Consider the following 17,184-nt stretch of genomic DNA (forward strand, 5'->3'; position numbering starts at 1 on the left):
CATGAACACGTTGAAAACGGCGGCCACGTCCCGCTGGTTCGCGGTGTCGGCCGGGCTGCTGCTGATCGCCGTGCTGATCTGGCTCGGCGGCCCGTATCTCGGCATCGGCGCCTATCAACCGCTCGCGAGCGCGGCGGCCCGGCTCGCGCTGATCCTCGCGATGGCGCTGGCCGCGGTGCTGGTGGCGCTGGCGCTGCAATGGCGCGACCGCCGCAAGGCCGCGCAACTGTCGGGCGAGCTGGCCGGGCAGGAAGCGCGGCTCGCTGCCGAGGAGCCGGGCAGCACCGAGCGCGCGCAATTGCAGCAGCGCTTTCGCGAGGCCATCGACACGCTGCGCAAGACGCGCCGCAACGGCCGCAACCTCTACGCGCTGCCGTGGTACGTGGTGATCGGCCCGCCCGGCTCGGGCAAGAGCACGCTGCTGCAGAATTCCGGCTTCGATTTTCCGTTGTCCGAACGATTCGGCAAGGAAGCGCTGCGCGGCATCGGCGGCACGCGCGACTGCGACTGGTGGTTCACCGACGAGGCCGTGTTCCTCGACACCGCCGGCCGCTACACGACGCAGGATTCCGATGCCGGCGCGGACGCCTCGGCCTGGCAGTCGTTCCTCGCGCTGCTGCGCCGTCACCGCCGCCGCCGTCCGCTGAACGGCGTGATCGTGACGATCAGCGTGTCCGACCTGCTCGGCTTCGACGACGCCGCGCGCGCGCAGCACATCCGCGCCGTGCGCCGCCGCCTCGACGAGATCAACCAGCACCTGAAGATCGCGATCCCCGTGTATCTGGTGTTCACCAAGTGCGACCTGGTGGCCGGCTTCAGCGAATTCTTCGACGATCTCGGCCCGGACCTGCGCAGCCAGGTGTGGGGCGCGACGTTCCCGCTCGACGCCAGCCTCGACGGCAGCGCGTGCCTGCGCTTCGCCGGCGAGTACGACCTGCTGCTGGAGCGGCTCAACACGCGGCTCATCGAGCGCCTGCACGCCGAGCGCGACCGCAGCCGGCGCGCGGCCGTGCTCAGTTTTCCTCAGCAACTCGGGGCGTTCCGCGAGATCGCGCGGCAGTTCGTGGAAGGCACGTTCGCGCGTCACGAGTACGGCACGCCGCCGGTGCTGCGCGGCACGTACCTGACCTCGGGCACCCAGGAAGGCGCGCCGATCGACCGGATGCTGAGCGCGGTGGCGCGCACCTTCGGCGTGGATGCCGCGCGCGTGCAGGTGGGCGCGGGGCAGCGCCATACCTATTTCGTCGAACGGCTGCTGCGCGACGTGCTGTTCCGCGAATCGGGCCTGGCCGGCACCAACCCGCGCCTGGAGCGGCAGAAGCTGCTGATGCAGGCGGCCGCGTATATCGGCCTCGCGGTGCTGACGGTGGGGCTGGTGGCCGGGTTCGCCACCAGCTATGCGCGCAATCGCGTGCTGATCGCCGACGTGCAGGCCACGCTCAAGGATCTGCCGCCGGCCGACACGCTGAACGGCACGCCGGATCTGCCGACCTATTTCGCGCGCGCGCTGGCCCGGCTGGAGGTGATTTCGGCCGCGCAGGACGTGGCGGGCCAGTATCAGGGCCACGTGCCGCTGGCGATGCGCTTCGGGCTGTTCCAGGGCCACGCGCTGTTCGCGCAGGCGCACGGCGCCTATTTGCGCGAGAGCGACGCCACCTTGCTGCCGGGCATCGGCGTGCGCTTTCGCGAGGGCTTGAGCGAAAACGCCAACGATCCGCAGGCGCTGTACGACACGCTGAAGGGCTATCTGATGCTCGGCCAGCCGCAGCATCTCGACCCGGGCGAGCTGGCCGCGCTGGCACGCCTCGAATGGCAGCGGCTGTACCCGCGCGATCCCGAGATCGCCCGGGCGCTCGACCGGCATTTCTCGGCGCGCGTCGGCGATCCGCAAAAGCCGCGCGCGTTGCCGCTGGACGCCGCGCTGATCGATCAGGCCCGCGCCACGCTGAAGACGGCCGATCTCGCCACGCTGATCTACGGCAGCGTGCAGCTGGAAGCGCAGCGCTCCGGCACCTCGCCCGTGCGGCTCGATCAGTCGCTCGGGCTGCTCGGCAACGTGTTCGTGCGCAAGAGCGGCACGCCGCTCGCGCAGCCGCTGCCGGTGCTGTTCACGCGGCCGTATTTCGCGTCGGAAGCCAACGGCGGCATTGCGCAATCCGTCGACGATTTCGTCAAGGATTACTGGGTATTCGATGCGGGGCGCGTCGATCCGCTGGCGCGCTCGCGCTACGAGCAGCAGGTGCTGACGCTGTACGAGCAGGACTACATCCGCAACTGGGACGCGCTGCTGGCCGACCTGCAACTGCAGCCGGTGGCGAGCATCCAGGATGCGAGCGCGCTGGCCGCCAAGCTGTCGGGGCCGAGTTCGCCGCTCAAGGCGCTGCTGAACCTGGTGCGCGACAACACCAGCGACATGTTGCGCGGCAGCGCGGGAACGAGCGCAGCGGGCGGCGTCGATGCGAGCGCGGCCGGCGCGCAGGCGAAGACGGTGGGCGAGAACCTCGCCGCCAAGCGCGCGCTGAACACGCGCCTCGCGGGCGAGCTGCGCTCGGCCGGTGCGCCGCTGCCGGTGGGCGTCACGCTCGGCGCCAATGGCGGCAGCGGTGGCGGTAACGGCAACGGCACGCAACCGGGCGCGGCGATCGAGGAACATTTCGCGCAGCTCGACCAGTTGAGCATCGGCACGCCGGGCGCGACGCCGCTCGATCACACCATCGGCGTGCTCGATCAACTGGGCAAGGCGCTGCTGACGATGAACGACCTGAGCGACCCGGCCGCGCAGAACAACGCCGCCGTGCTGGCCGCGCGTCAGGAGGCGGGGCAGTTGCCGCCGCAGGCGGCCGGGCTGATCGCCGGGCTGACCGGCAAGAGCGCGGCGCTGGTGGCCAGCGGCAGCAGCGCCGCGCTGGCCGAGCAGTTTCGCGCGGCGGCCGGCAACGATTGCGCCAGCTTCGTGGATGGCCGCTACCCGTTCGCGCCGGGCGGCGCGTCGGACATCCCGGTGCAGAACTTCGCCGAGCTGTTCGGCAACGGCGGCCGCTTCGACAGCTTCTTCAAGTCGACGCTCGCGCAGCGGGTGGATACCGGCGCGCGCGCCTGGCGCTGGAAGCCGGGCGCGCCGCCGGGGCCGGACAGCGTGCTGGCCGGCGCGCAGGTGGCCGACGAGATCCGCCAGGTGTTCTTCGGCAGCGGCGCGCAGGCGCATGTCGGCTTCACGCTGCTCGCGCCGCAGTTCGATGCGTCGATCGCGCGGCTGGTGGTGGAGGTGGACGGGCAGAAGTTCGACGTCTCGGCGAGCGGCGCGGCGGCGGCATCGAGCGCCGCGATGGTGTGGCCGGGTCCGCAGCCGGGCCATGTGGTGATCAGCGCGTTCGACGCGTCGAATCATCCGGTCGGCACGCCGCTGCGCTTCGACGGCGATTGGGCGTGGTTCCATGCGCTCGACGCCGGGCATGTGCAGAAGCAGGGCGACCTGCGCGTGGTGGCGAGCTTCACGTTCGATGGGCACGCGGTGGGCCTGCCGATCCAGCCCGCGAGCCTGCGCAATCCGTTTCAGAGCGATGCCGTACGGCGCTTCAGGTGCCCGCGATGAGCGGCGTCGGGTTCTACGGCAAGCTGCCTGCCGCCGGCGATTTCGTGCGGCGGCGGCTGCCGGGCGAGTTCGTCGAGGGCTGGGACCGGCATTTCCAGCGTGCGCTCGATGCCGGCCGCCGCGAGCTGGGCGCGCGCTGGGATGCGGCGTGGCGCGACGGCCCGGTGTGGCGCTTCGTGCTGCCGGCGCTGGTGTGCGGCGGCGGTGCGTGGTGCGGCGTGATCGGGCCGGGCGTCGACCGCGTGGGCCGTGCGTTTCCGATGGTGTTGGCCGCGCCGTGCGCGGGCGACGCCGCCAGGCTGTTCGGCCAGGGCGCGTGGTTCGATGCGCTGACGCGGGTCTATCGGCATGGGCAGGACGGTGCGCTCGATGTCGAAGGGTTCGACGCCTGCGTGGCCGCGTTGCCGCCGGTGCCGGTGGAGGCGGACGATTCGGCCGCTCGCTGGCGCGATCTGCCGTGGGAGGCCGGGCAGTGGCAACTGACGCAGCCGGACCCGCTGGCCGAAGCCGCCGTGCTGGGCGAGACGTGGCGTCAGCTCGGGTTGCGCGCCGAGCCGTGGAGCCTGTGGTGGCGCGAAGGCGCGATGCATCGGCTCGCGGCGCGCGGCTTGCCGCGCAGCGTGGCGAGTTTGTTGGCCGTGCCGGATGAGCGCATGGCCACGCCGATGCCGATGTCCTCCGCAGCGCAGGCCATCGAACCCGACTGGTTGCCCATGCCAGCCGCAGCGCCGGTCATCGAGCCCGACTGGCTGCCAATGCCAGCCGCAGCGCCGGTCATCGAACCCGACTGGCTGCCGATGCCAGCCGCAGCGCCGGTCATTGAACCCGACTGGCTGGCCGACGCCCCCGGCGACGGTTTGTCCGCCGCCGATTTCGTCCTGCCGCCCGCTGTCACGTACGTAGCGGATGCCGCCTTGCTGCGCCTCGATGCCGGCCGCATCGTCGTGCTGGCCGCCGACGACGGCCCTGGCGGCTACGGTGGCGCGCCGCGTCAGGCGGCGCGACTGATCCGCGAGACGGTCGCGGCGCGCGGGCAGGGCGCAGCCGGCCCGCGCGCGGCGCTGATGGCGCTGCACGCCCAGTTGCGCGCCGCGCCGGGCCATGCCGAAGGCAGCGCCGCCGCATTGCACGCCGCGTCTCATGCCGTTCCCCCCGCCGCATCGCCCGCCGCCGAGAACGGCGCGGCCGTCGTGGTGCGCTTCGACGGCTCTTACGCGCAGGTGCTGCGCATCGGCGCCGCCGCGCTCTGGCATTGGCGGCGCGGCCAGTTGCGCGCGCCGTTCGTCGAGCGCGAGAGCGGCGCGGGCGGCGAATTCGACGACCTGCTGTTCGGCGAGGCCTGGTTCGACATGCCCGGTGTCGGCACGCCGGGCGAGCCCGATTGCGACGAAGCCTCGCTGCGGCTCGAACCGGGCGACCGCCTGCTGCTGCTGGCCACCCGCGCGCTGACGCAACTGCCGCGCGAATGTCTCGCACAGGCGCTCGACCTGCCCACCGGCGACGACGCGCGCGCGCATCTGGCGCGGCTCGCCGACCTGCGCACGCTGCCCGCGCAGTGGCCGATCGCCGTGCTGGAGGTGCCGGCATGAGCGCCACCTACCGCTCCGCCGGCCGCACCGAAACCGGCAAGGTGCGCCGCCGCAACGAGGACGCGATCCTGGTGCGCGACGACCTCGGCCTGTGGGTCGTGGCCGACGGCCTCGGCGGCCACGCGGCCGGCGATTACGCGAGCACGCTGATCGTGACGCGGCTCGGCGGCCTGACGCGCGACGGCGACGTGCACGCGTTCGTCGCCGCGATCGAGGATTGCCTCCAGCAGGTCAACGACGAGCTGCGCGCCGCCGCGCTCGAACGCCAGGTGGACGTGATCGGCTCGACCGTCGCGCTGCTGGTGCACGACCCGGCGTTCATGCTGTGCGGCTGGGTGGGCGACAGCCGCGTGTACGTGCACGAGGACGACGCGCTGGTGCAACTGACGCGCGACCACGTGCACGGCCAGCCGGTCGACATCACGCACTTCGGCGCGCCCGGCGCGGCACGCTCCGCGCCGCCGGCCGGCTCGGGCGTGCTGACCCGAGCGGTCGGCGTGGAGGACACGCTGTTCGTCGATTGGGCCGTGGCCGGCAGCCGCCCCGGCATGGAGTTCCTGCTGTGCTCGGACGGCATCAACAAGGAACTGAGCGACAGCGAACTGGCGAGCGCCTGCCGCGAGCCGCTCGCCCCTTGGCAACGCGTCGACCGGCTGTGCGCGCTCTCGATGGCGCGGCGCGCCCGCGACAACCTCTCCGCCGTGATCGTGCGGCTCGATACCCCGTGAAGACTTTCCGATGACCTCTCCCCACGCCTACCTCAAAGCGGGCCGTGCGCAGGTGCGCACGCTGGCCGACCTGTTGCGGCGTCGCGCGCGCAAGCTGCTGGCGCAGCGTCGCGGCGGTTCGCCGACCGCGTCCGCATCGTCTCCGGTGGGGCGCGCGAACACCTTGGCGCCGGCCGCGCGGCTCGCGCCCGACGACGATATCGGCTTGACCTACGTGCAGCCCGCCCGGCCCGCCGCGCCGGCCGCCGATGCCAGCGATACGGTGCGCACCGCGCAAGCCTGGCACGACGCGGGCGACGCCACCGTCGTCAAGCCGGGCAGCCGGCCTTCGGCTAACGCAGGCAATGCAGGCAACACCGGCACCCTCACGTCCGGCACCGGCGCGGACAGCAGCCTGAGCCGCGAAAGCTGGCAGCGCATCGCGCAGGCGCAGGGCGGCGACGACGCGGCCGTCGGCAAGCTGCTGAAAGGCCGCTTCCTGCTCGAGCGCGAGCTGGGCCGGGGCGGCATGGGCGTGGTCTATCTGGCGCGCGACGAGCGCAAGGTCGAGGCGCGCGACCGCGATCCGTACGTGGCCGTCAAGGTGCTCAACGACGAGTTCCGCCGCCATCCCGATTCGCTGATCGCGCTGCAACGCGAGGCACGCCGCGCGCAGCGGCTGGCCGACGACAACATCGTCCACGTCTACGATTTCGACAAGGACGGCACGATCGTCTTCATGACGATGGAGTACATCGACGGCACCGACCTGCGCACGCTGATACGCGGGCGGCCGTCGGGCCTGCCGTTGCGCGAGGCGTGGCCGCTGATCGCGGGCATGGCGCGCGCGCTGCAGCGCGCGCACGCGAGCGGCATCGTGCATTCGGATTTCAAGCCCGGCAACGTGATGGTCACGCGCGACGGCGTGCCGAAGGTGTTCGATTTCGGCATCGCCCGGGCGGGCCACGCCGGCGCGGGCGCGGCCGGCGAGCAGACGGTGTTCGACGCCGGCACGCTCGGCGCGATGACGCCGGCCTACGCGAGCCTGGAGATGATCCAGGGCGCCGAGCCCACCGCCCGCGACGACGTGTACGCGCTCGGCTGCGTGGTGTTCGAGCTGCTGACCGGCCGCCATCCGTTCGACCGGCATGGCGCCGACGTCGCGCTGGCCGAGGGCGCGGTGCCGCCCGCCGTGCCGGGGCTGCCGCGCCGCCAGTACCGCGCGCTGTGCGAGGCCGTGGCGTTTCGCGGCGAGGCGCGCCTGGCCACCGTCGGCGCGCTGATCGACGGCCTGCGCCCGCGCCGCTCGGGCGAGCGCATCGCGCCCTATCTGCTCGGCCTGCTGGCGGTGGCCGCCTGCGCGGCCGGCGGCGTGGCGCTGCACAACCACGACCGGCATCGCCAGTACGACGCGGCCGTGGCGCGCTTCGCCGCCACCGATCCGCATCGCTACGCCAACGAGGATCAGGCGATGGCGGCGCTGGCCGCGCTCGACGTGGACGACCGCCAGCGGCTCGTGCTGAACCAGAACGACGCGATCCTGCGCTTCCTGTCCGAACGGCTCGATGCCGACTGGAGCCCGCCGCTCGGCCGTTTCGATTACGCGGCCGTGCAGCACGTGTTCCAGGTGCGCGACCAGTTGAAGCTGTTCTCGCCGGCGTTCGACGCGCGCCGCAAGCAGATCGACGACGAGCGCACCGGCATGCTGGCGAGCCTCGGCGGCAGCCTCGACGAAGCGGTGGATCGCGATGCGCTGTTCGAGGATCAGCCGGGCAGCGCCGCCGACATCCTGCGGCGCATCCGGCTGCTCGACCCCGGCAGCGCGCTCACGCGCAGCACGCGCCTGCAGTTGAAATACGACGCCGCGATCGGGCAGTCGATCGATTTCGGCAAGTTCGACGAGGCCCGCGCGCGGCTCGCGCTGGCGCTGCAACTGTTCCCCGACGCGTCGCGGCTGCTGCGGCGGCGCGACCAGCTCGACGCGGCGATCGCTACCGCCGTTGCGCATCCGGGGCCGCACGCCGGCACCCTGAGCGTGGCCGATGCTCGCCGCTCGCTGAACGACCTGGCCGCCAATCCGTCCACCGCCAAGCCGTGGCTCGACGCGCTGTCGGCCGCGATGACGGCCTTGCAGGGCGACGAGGCGCCCGAAACCGCGCAGGCGATCGAGACGCTGACCGACGGCATCGTCAACGCCGCGGCGCGCGTGAGCGATGCCGCGCAGGCGCACCCGACGCTCGACCTGATCGAGATCGGCCTGCGCTACGCGCCGAACGCGCCGGGCCTTGCCGCGCAGCGCGACCGCATGCTGATGCTGCTGCAACAGCAGCGCATCGACCAGCAGATCGCCAGCGGCGACGCCGCCGCGCAGATCGACGCGATGCGCCTGGCCGCCACCGCCAACGACGGCCCGCGCGCGCTCGCCGCGCTGAACCGGCTGCGCGCGCTGCAGCCCGACAACGCATTTCTCGGCAGCGCCGGGCCGGCGCTGGTGGCCGACGCGTATCTCGGCAACGCGCGCCTGCTGGGCCGCACCGGCAAGCTGGCCGACGCCGCGCAGGCCGCGTCGAACGGCGCTGATGCCGTGCCCGGCGACGCGCGCCTCGGCGCGGCAGTGCAACGCTACCGGATCGCAGCCGCGATCCTCGAGGCGCGCGGCAAGCCGATGGTCGATGCCGACTGGCAGGCCTTGCAGGCGCGCTTCGCGGCTGCGCGCGACGGCGACCCCGACGCCATGCGCCAACTGGAGCGCGACATCGGCAACACGGTGTCGCTGCCGCCGGGCGGCTTGAGCGCGGTATTGCAGCAGATCCGCGCGCAGGCCGGCAGCGCCGACGGCGGCGATGCCGATGGTGCGAGCGATTCGGCGGTGGCCCGTTGAGCGCCGCGCGTGCGGGCCGGGCGACGGCAACGGCGACGGCAAGGGAGGAGGCCCGATGAGCGTGCGCGAGCAGCAGGTCAACGACGCATTGCGCAGCCTCGACGAGATGCACCGGCAACGCCGCATCGCGCGGGACGAATACCGGCAGCGCCGCCGGCGCCTGCTCGATTCGCTGAGCGAGGCGACCGAGCTGGCCGGGCGCGACACGGTGCGGCGCGCGGTGCCCGATTGCGATGCCCCGGTGGCGCGTCGCGAGGCGGGCGGCGATGACGCCGGTGCGGGCGGGGTTCGTAAGGAAAACGAAATGCCTGTGCGCGGCATGTCGCCATGGCGCGTGGCGATTTGCGTGGTGGGGATCGGCGCACTGGCGTGCGCCGCGTGGTGCTGGTTCGCGGTGGGAACGTGAGCGGCCGGGCGCGTGGTTCAAGTGCGGCGCAGGCTCGGCTCAAACCTGATTCAAGCGCCCCCCGCCGCTCAATCGCGGTTCGGCCCGGCCAGCGTCCGAAGCTCCGACAGCCCGCCCGGCGCGATGTCTTCCAGCACTTCGGCGAAGCTCTTGCCGACCAGCCGCCGCGCGCGCTTGAGCAGCACCGGCAGCGGGCTCGACGGTTCGGCGCGTTCGTAGTATTCGCAGATTTCGTCGAGCCGGCGAATCACGTCGGCCTGGCTCGCGATCGTGTCCGGGCGCGCCGGGGCGACGGCCGCCGCCGGCGCGGCCTGGCCCTCGCCCTCGTTGCCCGGCGCGGCGGTGGTCGTGCCGGCCGCCGCCAGTTCCGGGAAGCGCCGCGCCACCTGCGCATCGACGAACTTGCGCAGTTCGTCGATATCGCCGCCCAACGGCGCGAGATCCGGGCTGGCGGTGCCGAGCCGCTCGCGCAGCAGCGCGACGATCGCCTGCGCGTGCTCGTGCGTCGCGGCCAACTGCGCGGCGGCGGCCGGCAACTGCGCCTCGCCGCAATCCATACAACAGGCTTCCAGATCGGCGAGCGTCGGCGGCGGCGTGCCGTCCGCCGACGGTGCGGCGACGATCGCGCCGGTCGCCACGCGCAGGTCGCGCAGCGAAAAGCGCCCGAGCCTGGGCGAATGCACGAACGGCGCGAGCCGCAGATAGCCGAGCACGCTTTGCGGATCGGCCAGCGGCATCAGCGCATTGGCGCGCGCGGTCGGATCGTTGTCGTCCTCGGCGTCGAGCTGCGGGTGGACATCGTCCCAATACGCTTCGAGCAGGCCGCGCACCACCGCGAGGCCCGCCGTCCAGCCGGCCACGCCGTCCAGGCGCGTGCGCGCCGCGCACAGATGCACCGCCACGCGCACATCCTTGGTGCGCGCCAGCAGCGCCTCGGCGGCCTGCGCGACCCGGTCCCAGTCCGGCTCTTGCGCGGCCTTCAGGCTGTCGCCCATGATGCGCTCGGGCATCGGCGTGGCGAGCTGGTCGAGCGCCGCGAAGGCCGGATCGTATTCGAGGTTCGGGCCGGTGCGCGCGTCGCCGTCGATGGGCGCGAGCAGGGCCGGGAGCGTGACGGAATCGTTCATTGCAGACCAGGGAAGGTTGGTGACGAAAGCTTGCTTGGGTTGCATCGATGGCGACCGGATCGGGCCGCCATCGATGCGCTCGCGCGAAGCGGCTTCGTCCAACACAACACCTGAGTACGCCGAACTATTCCGGCACGAAAGGATGCGCATCGATGCCCGGCCGCCCGGTCGGGAAATCCGTGATGCGAAGCACTAGCATTTACTTACAATTTTGCGGATTTCACGCATGCCGCACGCAAGGCCTTGTTATTACAGGAGGCCGCGCCGCGCGACACCCGCAATGCGTCGCTCGATAACGAAATGAATGCGCATTTTGCCCCGAACAGGCGCAATTGATTTCGGCAGACGCCCGACCCCGGTTGTACAATCCGCGAACTTTTTACCACCTCCTTAGCCACGGCCGGTTTCCGGTCGGCGAGCCGGTCGCCACCCCGTTTTCAGTCAGCCAAACATGTCTACAGCAGATGTCGAGAATTTGCCCGCACTTCTGCCGGGCATGCTGCCGCGGCTCTGGGCATTCTCCCTTCGCCTGTGCGGGAATCAGCACGATGCCGAGGACCTGGTCCAGCGTGCCTGCTTGCGGGCGCTGGAGCGTGCCCATCAGTTGCAGCCGGGCACCGCGCCGCTGAGCTGGATGTTCTCGATCGTCCACTCCACCTGGATCAACGAGCTGAAGGCGCGCAGCGTGCGCAGCCGCTCGAGCATGGAGTGGGACGACGCGTTTCTCCAGACCGTGCCCGACCCGGGGGCGTGCGATCCCGAATCCGCCATGATGAGCAGCGAGATCATCGCGGCCGTCGAGCGCTTGCCGGAAGCGCAGCGCGTGGTGATGCTGCTGGTGGCCGTGGAGGGCATGAGCTATTCCGAGGCGGCCGAGGTGCTGGAGGTGCCGATCGGCACCGTCATGAGCCGGCTGTCGCGGGCGCGGCAAACCATCGGCGCGCGCTTCGGCGAGCGCAGTGCGCCGGCTCCGCGCGCGTTTCATGCGCAGCGGGTCACGCCATGAGCGTCGGCGACGCCAGCCTGCTGGCCTATGTCGACGGCAGTCTGCCCGCGCAAGCGCACCGTCGGATCGCGGCAGCCATTCAGGAATCCGATGCATTGAGGCAACGCGTCGCTCGGCTGCGGGCGGCCGATCTGCCGTATCGCGATGCGTTCGCGCGGCAGGCGCTGCCGCCCGTGCCCGCGTTGATCGTGCATACGGTGGATGCGTTGATCGCGCGGCATCGTGTGGGGCGGGGCGATGGCGCGCCTGCGGCCGAGCCCGCGATGGCGAGCGGCAACGTGCATCGCCTGACGCCGCGCGGGCAGGCCGCGCCGCGATGGACGTGGCCGAAGCTCGCGGTGGCGTTCGTGGCGGGGGCGTTCTGTTGCAGCCTGGCGTTGCACCTCGCGCCGGGCTGGTCGAGCCGGGGCGCGGATGTCGAGACGCAGGCCGATGGCGGCGAGGGTGACGATCGTGGCGACATGCGGAGCATGACGCCCTGGATCAAGGCGGCCGCCGATTACCAGCAGCTTTACACGCGCGACACGGTTGCCTTGCTGCAACCCGACATGAAGGCCGCTGCCGCCGAACTCGCCGCCATCAATACGATCGACAAGCTGCCCGTGCGGATTCCCGATCTGCGCGACCAGGGCCTCGCGTTCAAGCGCGTGCAACGGCTGCGCTTTCACGGCAAGCCGCTCGTGCAGATCGTCTATCTGCCGATGCAGGGGCAAGGCAGGCCCGTCGCGCTGTGCGTGCTGCGCGAAGCGATGGACGACGCCGCGCCGTCGCGCCGCCGCGTCGATGGCTTGACCGTCGTGAGCTGGCGGCGCGGCCAGCTTGGCTACGCGCTGCTCGGCGAGGCGGGTGCGGCCGATCTCGATGCGCTCGGCGCGCGGCTTTACGGTGACGAGGCCGAGGCCACGCCCGGCAGCGACGATTCGGGTGGGCATGTCCGGCGCGGGTGAACGCAGCGAGGGCAAGCCGATGGGCCGGGCCGGGTTGATGTTGCGCTGGGCCGTCGTGCTCGGCGTGCCGGCCGCGCTGACCGGCGCGTTCGTCTGGTGCGGCGGCTGGTCGAGCGCGCCGGTCGATGCGCCGCGCATCGTCGATGCGTTCGAGGCCACCGCCGCCCGCTATCCGGGCTTCCGCCGCAATCATGCGAAGGGCATCTGCGTGACCGGCCATTTCGACAGCAACGGCGGCGGCCGCGCCGTGTCGCGCGCCAGCGCGTTCGCGCCGGGCCGCTATCCGCTGGTCGGGCGGCTGTCCATGCCCGGCACCGATCCCACCCGCGAGGACGCCACCGGCATGGTGCGCAGCTTCGCGTTGCGCATGACGATGCCCGGCGGCGAGCAATGGCGCCTCGCCATGAATTCCGCGCCGATCTTCGCCGTGCGCACGCCGCAGGCGCTGTTCGAGCAATTGCGGGCCGACGCGCGCGACCCTCGCACCGGCCGCGCCGATCCCGCGAAGATGCAGGCGTTCCTCGACGCCCACCCCGAGGCGGGCGCTTTCGATCGCTATCTGGCCGCGCATCCGTCCTCGTCCGGCTACGACAACGCGCGCTACTACGGCATCAGTGCGTTTCGCGTGGACGATGCGCGCGGTGCGCGGCGTTTCGTGCGCTGGGAGGTCGTGCCCGACGATGCGTACCGCCCCGTCGATGCGCGCGAGCAGCGCGACCCCGATTTCCTCGCCTACGATTTGACGCAGCGGCTCGCGCGCGGGCCGCTGCGCTGGCATCTGGTGCTGAACGTCGCGCTGCCCGGCGACCCGCTCGACGATTCGACGCGCGCGTGGGCGCCGTCGCCGAGCCGGCCGCGCATCGATGCCGGCACCGTGGTGATCGACCGCGCGCAGACGCAGATCGACGGGCCGTGCCGCGACGTCGTGTTCGACCCGACGGTGCTGCCTGCCGGCATCGCGCCGTCCGCCGATCCGTTGCTGGCCGCGCGCTCCGCGACCTACGGCGAATCGTTCCGGCGGCGCATGACGGAGGAGGCCGCGGCGATCCGCGCGAGCCGGCATTGAGGTGGCGGCGCGGGTTGGCGGGTGACTGGGGGGAAAGGCGATGGGTGCGCGCCACATTACCTGCTATACGGCATTGGGGCGCGGCGAGAGTCCGTTTATCATAGCGGCTTCGTGCGCACCCGCCCGTGCTTGAGACCCGGTTGCGATCCAATCGGGCGCCTTCCATTTTTCCAGCTATTCGTCCCATGACCCCCGACGACAGCCAACTGATCGCCTACGCCGACGGCCGACTCAGCGCGACCCAAACCGCCTGGGTCGAGCGCGAACTGGCCGCGTCCGCCGCGCTTCGCGACAGTATCGGGCGGCTGCGTGCTTCCCGATTGCCTTATCGGCAGGCGTTTGCCGCGCAGATCCTGCCGGCGGTGCCGGCGGCGTTGCGGCGGTTCGTGGAGGGGATTGGGGGGAAGGGAAGTCGTAACGGCGCGCCCCGTCCGAGCTAGTTCGCCGGCTTGCAGCGCTGCATCCGGATCGGCGCGTGGGTTCGCACCACGTCTGCCTCCGCCTTGGAGCGAAATGATTCGGCCGTGATCCCCGAGAGATCCACATCGGCGGCATAGAAGCCGATTCGGTGCTGCGCCAGCACGGTGGCCAGGGTGGAGACCGGCACACACTGAGGGGCCAACATGTCGCCCATCGTGTCCAGATCGAGATCGACCACATCGTTCTCGTCGTCAAGGCCGAATGCCTGAGGCAATACCTTGCCGTACACCGCCTCGAACCCGCCCGCCAGCAGGGCGCGATACAGCGCCTGGATGTCGGGCGCCGAATTCGCGGCGCGAATCAGCAGATAAAGCTTGTCCGGCAGGCAGAACAGGAACGACATCGACTCGAGCGCATCGACCAGGGTCATGACGTCCGCACTCGAATAGGCCAGCGGGCCGACGGTTTGCCTCGCGTCGGGATCGACCAGCACGGCCTTCGCACCGTCGGCGCGGCGAATCATGTTGGCGAATCCCGCCACGGATTGCGCCGTGATGGTGGCCGATGTCGCGCTCGCGACGTGCGTATGAAAGGTCCCATAAAACTGCCAGGGCGGCTGGATGTCCGAGACATCGACGGCGGCGTGCGCGCGATCGTTGACTGCCGCGCCGCTGAAGGCCAGCAGCGGGCCGGCGGACTCCGCGTGTGCGCTCGTGTTGAACGCCAGCGCCGCCGACGTCTCGCACTGGCAACCGGCCGAGGTCACGGCCATCGAACGGATCGGCAGCGCGAGCGAGGCGGGCAGCGCAACCATGTCGGGCAGTTGTGCATGGATGGGCGGCGGCGGCATGGACGCCGCGAGATCCCGGATATTCATCCTGTCCTCCGTGGCGTGCCGCGTTCAACAGGTGGACTCTGCATGAGCGGGTTCCTGGTCGGTGGGATGAACGGATCGCGCGGCTGCAACCGCCCGCCTCACGCGGCGCCGAGGCGCGGACGCTTGGTGCCTTGTGCGAACGACGCGGCGGCTTTTTCCGCGGCCGCATCGTCGATCACGTTGAGCCTGAACTTCGTGGGAGGACGGAGCAGGTTGCCGGACGGCGCATCGGGCCGCACCCAGCCCTCATGGCGTCGCCAGACCGAGAACAGGATGTCGATTTCGCCGGCCAGCAGGCCCGGGACGTTCGGCCCGAGGATCGATGCGAAGATCGGCCCGGTTTGGGTGGTGATCCGCGTCAGGCCGTCCACGCCGGATTGGCTGAACGCAATCGCCATCATCACGCAGTCGCAGGCGGAAAACTGCGCGTTCCGCTGCGTTTCCAGCTTGTCGAGATCCTTGAGCACGCCGTCGACGAAAGCCGAGCAATTCTGCAGCGATTCCGCCTTGATTTCGACCGGAATCATGTCGTCGTCCATCATGGCGTTCGCGTTCAGCAGCAGGTCGACGCGGCGCCTCCCGCCCCGGTAGATCGCTTGTTCGCGAAGGATGTCGAGCGTCGGATCGTCCTGCAGCATCTCGCTGACAAGATCGACCTGTGCCCAACCTTCCCAGCCCCCTTTGACGGGCCATTTCGAGCCGAACGAATCGGATCGGGCGACGGCCCAGGTTTGGACCAGCGAGGTGAAGTTGTCGATGCTGAGAATCGTCATGGCGGCGTGGCTCCGGAAATACGCAGGCGAAAACAGGCGGTGTCGAATCGATGCCTTCAGTCTACGAATGGCTGCCGGGCCGGGCTTGAACGAATCGACGAATATTGCGGCGCGGCGGCGTGGCAATAACCGGGTAAAGCCGGCAAATCCGGCAAATCAAAATGACGGCGCACGACGAAACTTCCATTTCCAGGGCGGTCGTTTTCGATTACGCGGAATTCGCGTCGACGCTTATTAAATGCATCGAAATGCTTGTTTTATCGAGCGCCAGGTAATTAATTTCGCATCGAATCGTCAGATCGGACGAATCGATGCGAAAGGGGCGGGCATTTTGTTTTGCGAATATCGATTTTCAGCGAATTCGGGCCGGTTTATTCCGATTCATATTCACTGTTTTTTGCAAGCTTTGAATCGCAACGATTCATAGACTTTTCTCCAAGACAACGCCGAGACACGATTCGACGCGGGTCGATTTCCTCACTCGTAGCGGTGAGTCCCACTGAATATCGACAGAAGGAGTCTTACATGGCATTTCCGACCTCCGTGAACGACCAGATCACCGATTCGGTCACGCAAGCGAACACCAAGGTGCTCGGCGACGCGCCCGCGATGGCAATGGGCAATCTGTATCAGGCGACCGCCCAGGCACTGGCGAATGCCGCGCACAACGCCACCAACGCGCAGCAACAAAGCTACGTGACGTCGCAGTCGTCCACCACGATGGGTGTGGCCACGCTGTACGCGATCGACACCGCCACCGACGGTGTCGCCGTCAGCCAGATTCTGACGACGGGCGTGAAAGGGCTCGGCACTTACTGAGTCGCGGGCAAGACGTTCTCCGAATCCAGTTCTCCGAATCCACCACCGAGGAGCTAAGACATGGCATTTCCGACCGCAGTCAACAGCCAGATCACCGATTCCGTCACGCAGGCCAACACGAAAGTGCTCGGCGACGCGCCGGCCATCGCGATGGGCAATCTGTTCCAGGCCACCGCCCAGGCGCTGGCGAACGCCGCGCACAACGCGACGAACGCGCAGCAGCAGAGCTACGTGACCTCCCAGGCCGCGACGACCATGGGGGTCGCCACGCTGTATTCGATCGACACGGCCGCCGACGCGATCGCCACGCGCACGATCCTGGCGAGCTGAACTTCATGTTGTTCCCGTAGCACCGAGGTACCGCCGTTCCATCGTTCTCAACCAACCCGAGGAGTTGAATCATGGCATTTCCCACTTCCGTCAACGACCAGATCACCGATTCGATCACGCAGGCCAACACGAAGGTACTCGGCGATGCGCCGGCCATCGCGATGGGCAACCTGTTCCAGGCCACCGCCCAGGCACTGGCGAACGCCGCGCACAACGCGACGAACGCGCAGCAGCAAAGCTACGTGACGGCCCAGACGGCGACCACGATGGGCGTTGCGACGCTGTACTCGATAGACACGGCGACCACCGGCGTGGCGACGAAGAAAATCCTCTCGTCGTAATCGGTAGTGCGCAACCGGAGACGTCACCATGGCCTTCCCGACAGCCGTCAACGATCAGATCACCGATTCGGTCACCCAGTCCAACGTTCAGGTATTGGGCGTCGCGCCCAGCGTCGCGATGGGCAATCTATACCAGGCCACCGCTCAGGCGCTTGCCAACGCCGCGCACAACGCGACGATGGCGCAACAGCAGATGTACGTGACCGCGCAGGCTGCCACGACCATGGGCGTCTCGTTGCTTTACTCGCTGGACACGGGCGCGACCGGCATGGCTGCCAAGAAGCTGCTCGGCACCTGAGGCCG

Annotated in this window: 16 protein-coding genes; 13 read left to right on the top strand and 3 right to left on the bottom strand. The window is 70.0% G+C overall.

The window, feature by feature from the left end; genetic code table 11:
• Window position 1: 1 nt before the first annotated feature.
• The 5 genes from tssM to AB4850_RS05790 are packed head-to-tail and all read left to right on the top strand — an operon-like array spanning window position 2 to window position 9,175.
• Complete coding sequence (gene tssM, locus AB4850_RS05770; protein ID WP_414441642.1) at window positions 2-3,592, top strand: type VI secretion system membrane subunit TssM; 3,591 nt, start codon at window positions 2-4, stop codon at window positions 3,590-3,592.
• Complete coding sequence (gene tagF / locus AB4850_RS05775; protein ID WP_414441643.1) at window positions 3,589-5,181, top strand: type VI secretion system-associated protein TagF; 1,593 nt, start codon at window positions 3,589-3,591, stop codon at window positions 5,179-5,181. Before tssM ends, tagF begins: the two co-directional genes overlap by 4 nt.
• Window positions 5,178-5,909, top strand: a complete 732-nt coding sequence (locus AB4850_RS05780) for a PP2C family protein-serine/threonine phosphatase (protein WP_414441644.1) — start codon at window positions 5,178-5,180, stop codon at window positions 5,907-5,909. Before tagF ends, AB4850_RS05780 begins: the two co-directional genes overlap by 4 nt.
• 10 nt (window positions 5,910-5,919) lie before the next feature.
• Window positions 5,920-8,769, top strand: coding sequence for a protein kinase domain-containing protein (locus tag AB4850_RS05785; RefSeq protein ID WP_414441645.1), 2,850 nt, complete (start codon window positions 5,920-5,922; stop codon window positions 8,767-8,769).
• A gap of 55 nt (window positions 8,770-8,824) precedes the next feature.
• Window positions 8,825-9,175: a hypothetical protein gene (locus AB4850_RS05790; protein ID WP_414441646.1), complete on the top strand. Its 351-nt coding sequence runs from the start codon at window positions 8,825-8,827 to the stop codon at window positions 9,173-9,175.
• Between the two features lie 68 nt (window positions 9,176-9,243).
• Here AB4850_RS05790 and tssA read toward each other — a convergent pair whose 3' ends face one another.
• Complete coding sequence (tssA, locus tag AB4850_RS05795) at window positions 9,244-10,302, bottom strand: type VI secretion system protein TssA (protein WP_414441647.1); 1,059 nt, start codon at window positions 10,300-10,302, stop codon at window positions 9,244-9,246.
• Window positions 10,303-10,753: 451 nt separating this feature from the next.
• Between tssA and AB4850_RS05800 the strand changes: the two genes are divergently transcribed.
• The 4 genes from AB4850_RS05800 to AB4850_RS05815 all read left to right on the top strand — a co-directional run bounded on the left by AB4850_RS05800 (window position 10,754) and on the right by AB4850_RS05815 (window position 13,761).
• Window positions 10,754-11,308, top strand: coding sequence for an RNA polymerase sigma factor (locus AB4850_RS05800; RefSeq protein ID WP_414441648.1), 555 nt, complete (start codon window positions 10,754-10,756; stop codon window positions 11,306-11,308).
• The gene (locus AB4850_RS05805) at window positions 11,305-12,255 is read left to right on the top strand and encodes an anti-sigma factor family protein (RefSeq protein ID WP_414441649.1); all 951 of its coding nucleotides are present in this window, start codon (window positions 11,305-11,307) and stop codon (window positions 12,253-12,255) included. The genes AB4850_RS05800 and AB4850_RS05805 overlap by 4 nt, the downstream gene beginning before the upstream one ends.
• Window positions 12,239-13,321 carry a catalase family peroxidase gene (locus AB4850_RS05810; RefSeq protein ID WP_414441650.1) on the top strand — a complete coding sequence of 361 codons (1,083 nt, stop codon included), beginning with the start codon at window positions 12,239-12,241 and terminating at the stop codon, window positions 13,319-13,321. The genes AB4850_RS05805 and AB4850_RS05810 overlap by 17 nt, the downstream gene beginning before the upstream one ends.
• 185 nt (window positions 13,322-13,506) lie before the next feature.
• Entirely contained in the window at window positions 13,507-13,761 is a 255-nt protein-coding gene (locus AB4850_RS05815; protein WP_414441651.1) for a hypothetical protein, read from the top strand.
• On the opposite strand, the gene AB4850_RS05820 is transcribed toward AB4850_RS05815, so the two are convergent.
• Together AB4850_RS05820 and AB4850_RS05825 are read right to left on the bottom strand one after the other, a co-directional pair.
• Entirely contained in the window at window positions 13,758-14,507 is a 750-nt protein-coding gene (locus AB4850_RS05820) for a hypothetical protein (protein WP_414441652.1), read from the bottom strand. The two genes, AB4850_RS05815 and AB4850_RS05820, sit on opposite strands and share 4 nt — an antisense overlap.
• Before the next feature lie 209 nt (window positions 14,508-14,716).
• Entirely contained in the window at window positions 14,717-15,517 is an 801-nt protein-coding gene (locus AB4850_RS05825; RefSeq protein WP_414441653.1) for a hypothetical protein, read from the bottom strand.
• 399 nt (window positions 15,518-15,916) lie between these two features.
• On the opposite strand from AB4850_RS05825, the gene AB4850_RS05830 reads away from it, so the two are divergent.
• From AB4850_RS05830 to AB4850_RS05845, 4 genes are all read left to right on the top strand, one after another.
• A complete protein-coding gene (locus AB4850_RS05830) occupies window positions 15,917-16,210 on the top strand; it encodes a RebB family R body protein (protein ID WP_414441654.1) in 294 nt (97 codons plus the stop codon).
• Window positions 16,211-16,270: 60 nt separating this feature from the next.
• Window positions 16,271-16,540 (top strand): RebB family R body protein, encoded by a 270-nt coding sequence (locus AB4850_RS05835; RefSeq protein ID WP_414441655.1) that lies wholly within the window; start codon window positions 16,271-16,273, stop codon window positions 16,538-16,540.
• Window positions 16,541-16,611: 71 nt separating this feature from the next.
• The gene (locus AB4850_RS05840) at window positions 16,612-16,881 is read left to right on the top strand and encodes a RebB family R body protein (protein ID WP_414441656.1); all 270 of its coding nucleotides are present in this window, start codon (window positions 16,612-16,614) and stop codon (window positions 16,879-16,881) included.
• Between the two features lie 28 nt (window positions 16,882-16,909).
• Window positions 16,910-17,179, top strand: coding sequence for a RebB family R body protein (locus AB4850_RS05845; protein WP_414441657.1), 270 nt, complete (start codon window positions 16,910-16,912; stop codon window positions 17,177-17,179).
• Window positions 17,180-17,184 lie beyond the last annotated feature (5 nt).

Source organism: Burkholderia sp. 22PA0106, from assembly GCF_047497155.1.
Taxonomy (GTDB): domain Bacteria; phylum Pseudomonadota; class Gammaproteobacteria; order Burkholderiales; family Burkholderiaceae; genus Burkholderia.

Excerpts from the sequence above, each read along its gene's own strand:
- tssM (WP_414441642.1), top strand. The coding sequence starts at position 2 with ATGAACACGTTGAAAACGGCGGCCACGTCCCGCTGGTTCGCGGTGTCG.
- tagF (WP_414441643.1), top strand. The coding sequence starts at position 3,589 with ATGAGCGGCGTCGGGTTCTACGGCAAGCTGCCTGCCGCCGGCGATTTC.
- AB4850_RS05780 (WP_414441644.1), top strand. The coding sequence starts at position 5,178 with ATGAGCGCCACCTACCGCTCCGCCGGCCGCACCGAAACCGGCAAGGTG.
- AB4850_RS05785 (WP_414441645.1), top strand. The coding sequence starts at position 5,920 with ATGACCTCTCCCCACGCCTACCTCAAAGCGGGCCGTGCGCAGGTGCGC.
- AB4850_RS05790 (WP_414441646.1), top strand. The coding sequence starts at position 8,825 with ATGAGCGTGCGCGAGCAGCAGGTCAACGACGCATTGCGCAGCCTCGAC.
- tssA (WP_414441647.1), bottom strand. The coding sequence starts at position 10,302 with ATGAACGATTCCGTCACGCTCCCGGCCCTGCTCGCGCCCATCGACGGC.
- AB4850_RS05800 (WP_414441648.1), top strand. The coding sequence starts at position 10,754 with ATGTCTACAGCAGATGTCGAGAATTTGCCCGCACTTCTGCCGGGCATG.
- AB4850_RS05805 (WP_414441649.1), top strand. The coding sequence starts at position 11,305 with ATGAGCGTCGGCGACGCCAGCCTGCTGGCCTATGTCGACGGCAGTCTG.
- AB4850_RS05810 (WP_414441650.1), top strand. The coding sequence starts at position 12,239 with ATGTCCGGCGCGGGTGAACGCAGCGAGGGCAAGCCGATGGGCCGGGCC.
- AB4850_RS05815 (WP_414441651.1), top strand. The coding sequence starts at position 13,507 with ATGACCCCCGACGACAGCCAACTGATCGCCTACGCCGACGGCCGACTC.
- AB4850_RS05830 (WP_414441654.1), top strand. The coding sequence starts at position 15,917 with ATGGCATTTCCGACCTCCGTGAACGACCAGATCACCGATTCGGTCACG.
- AB4850_RS05835 (WP_414441655.1), top strand. The coding sequence starts at position 16,271 with ATGGCATTTCCGACCGCAGTCAACAGCCAGATCACCGATTCCGTCACG.
- AB4850_RS05840 (WP_414441656.1), top strand. The coding sequence starts at position 16,612 with ATGGCATTTCCCACTTCCGTCAACGACCAGATCACCGATTCGATCACG.
- AB4850_RS05845 (WP_414441657.1), top strand. The coding sequence starts at position 16,910 with ATGGCCTTCCCGACAGCCGTCAACGATCAGATCACCGATTCGGTCACC.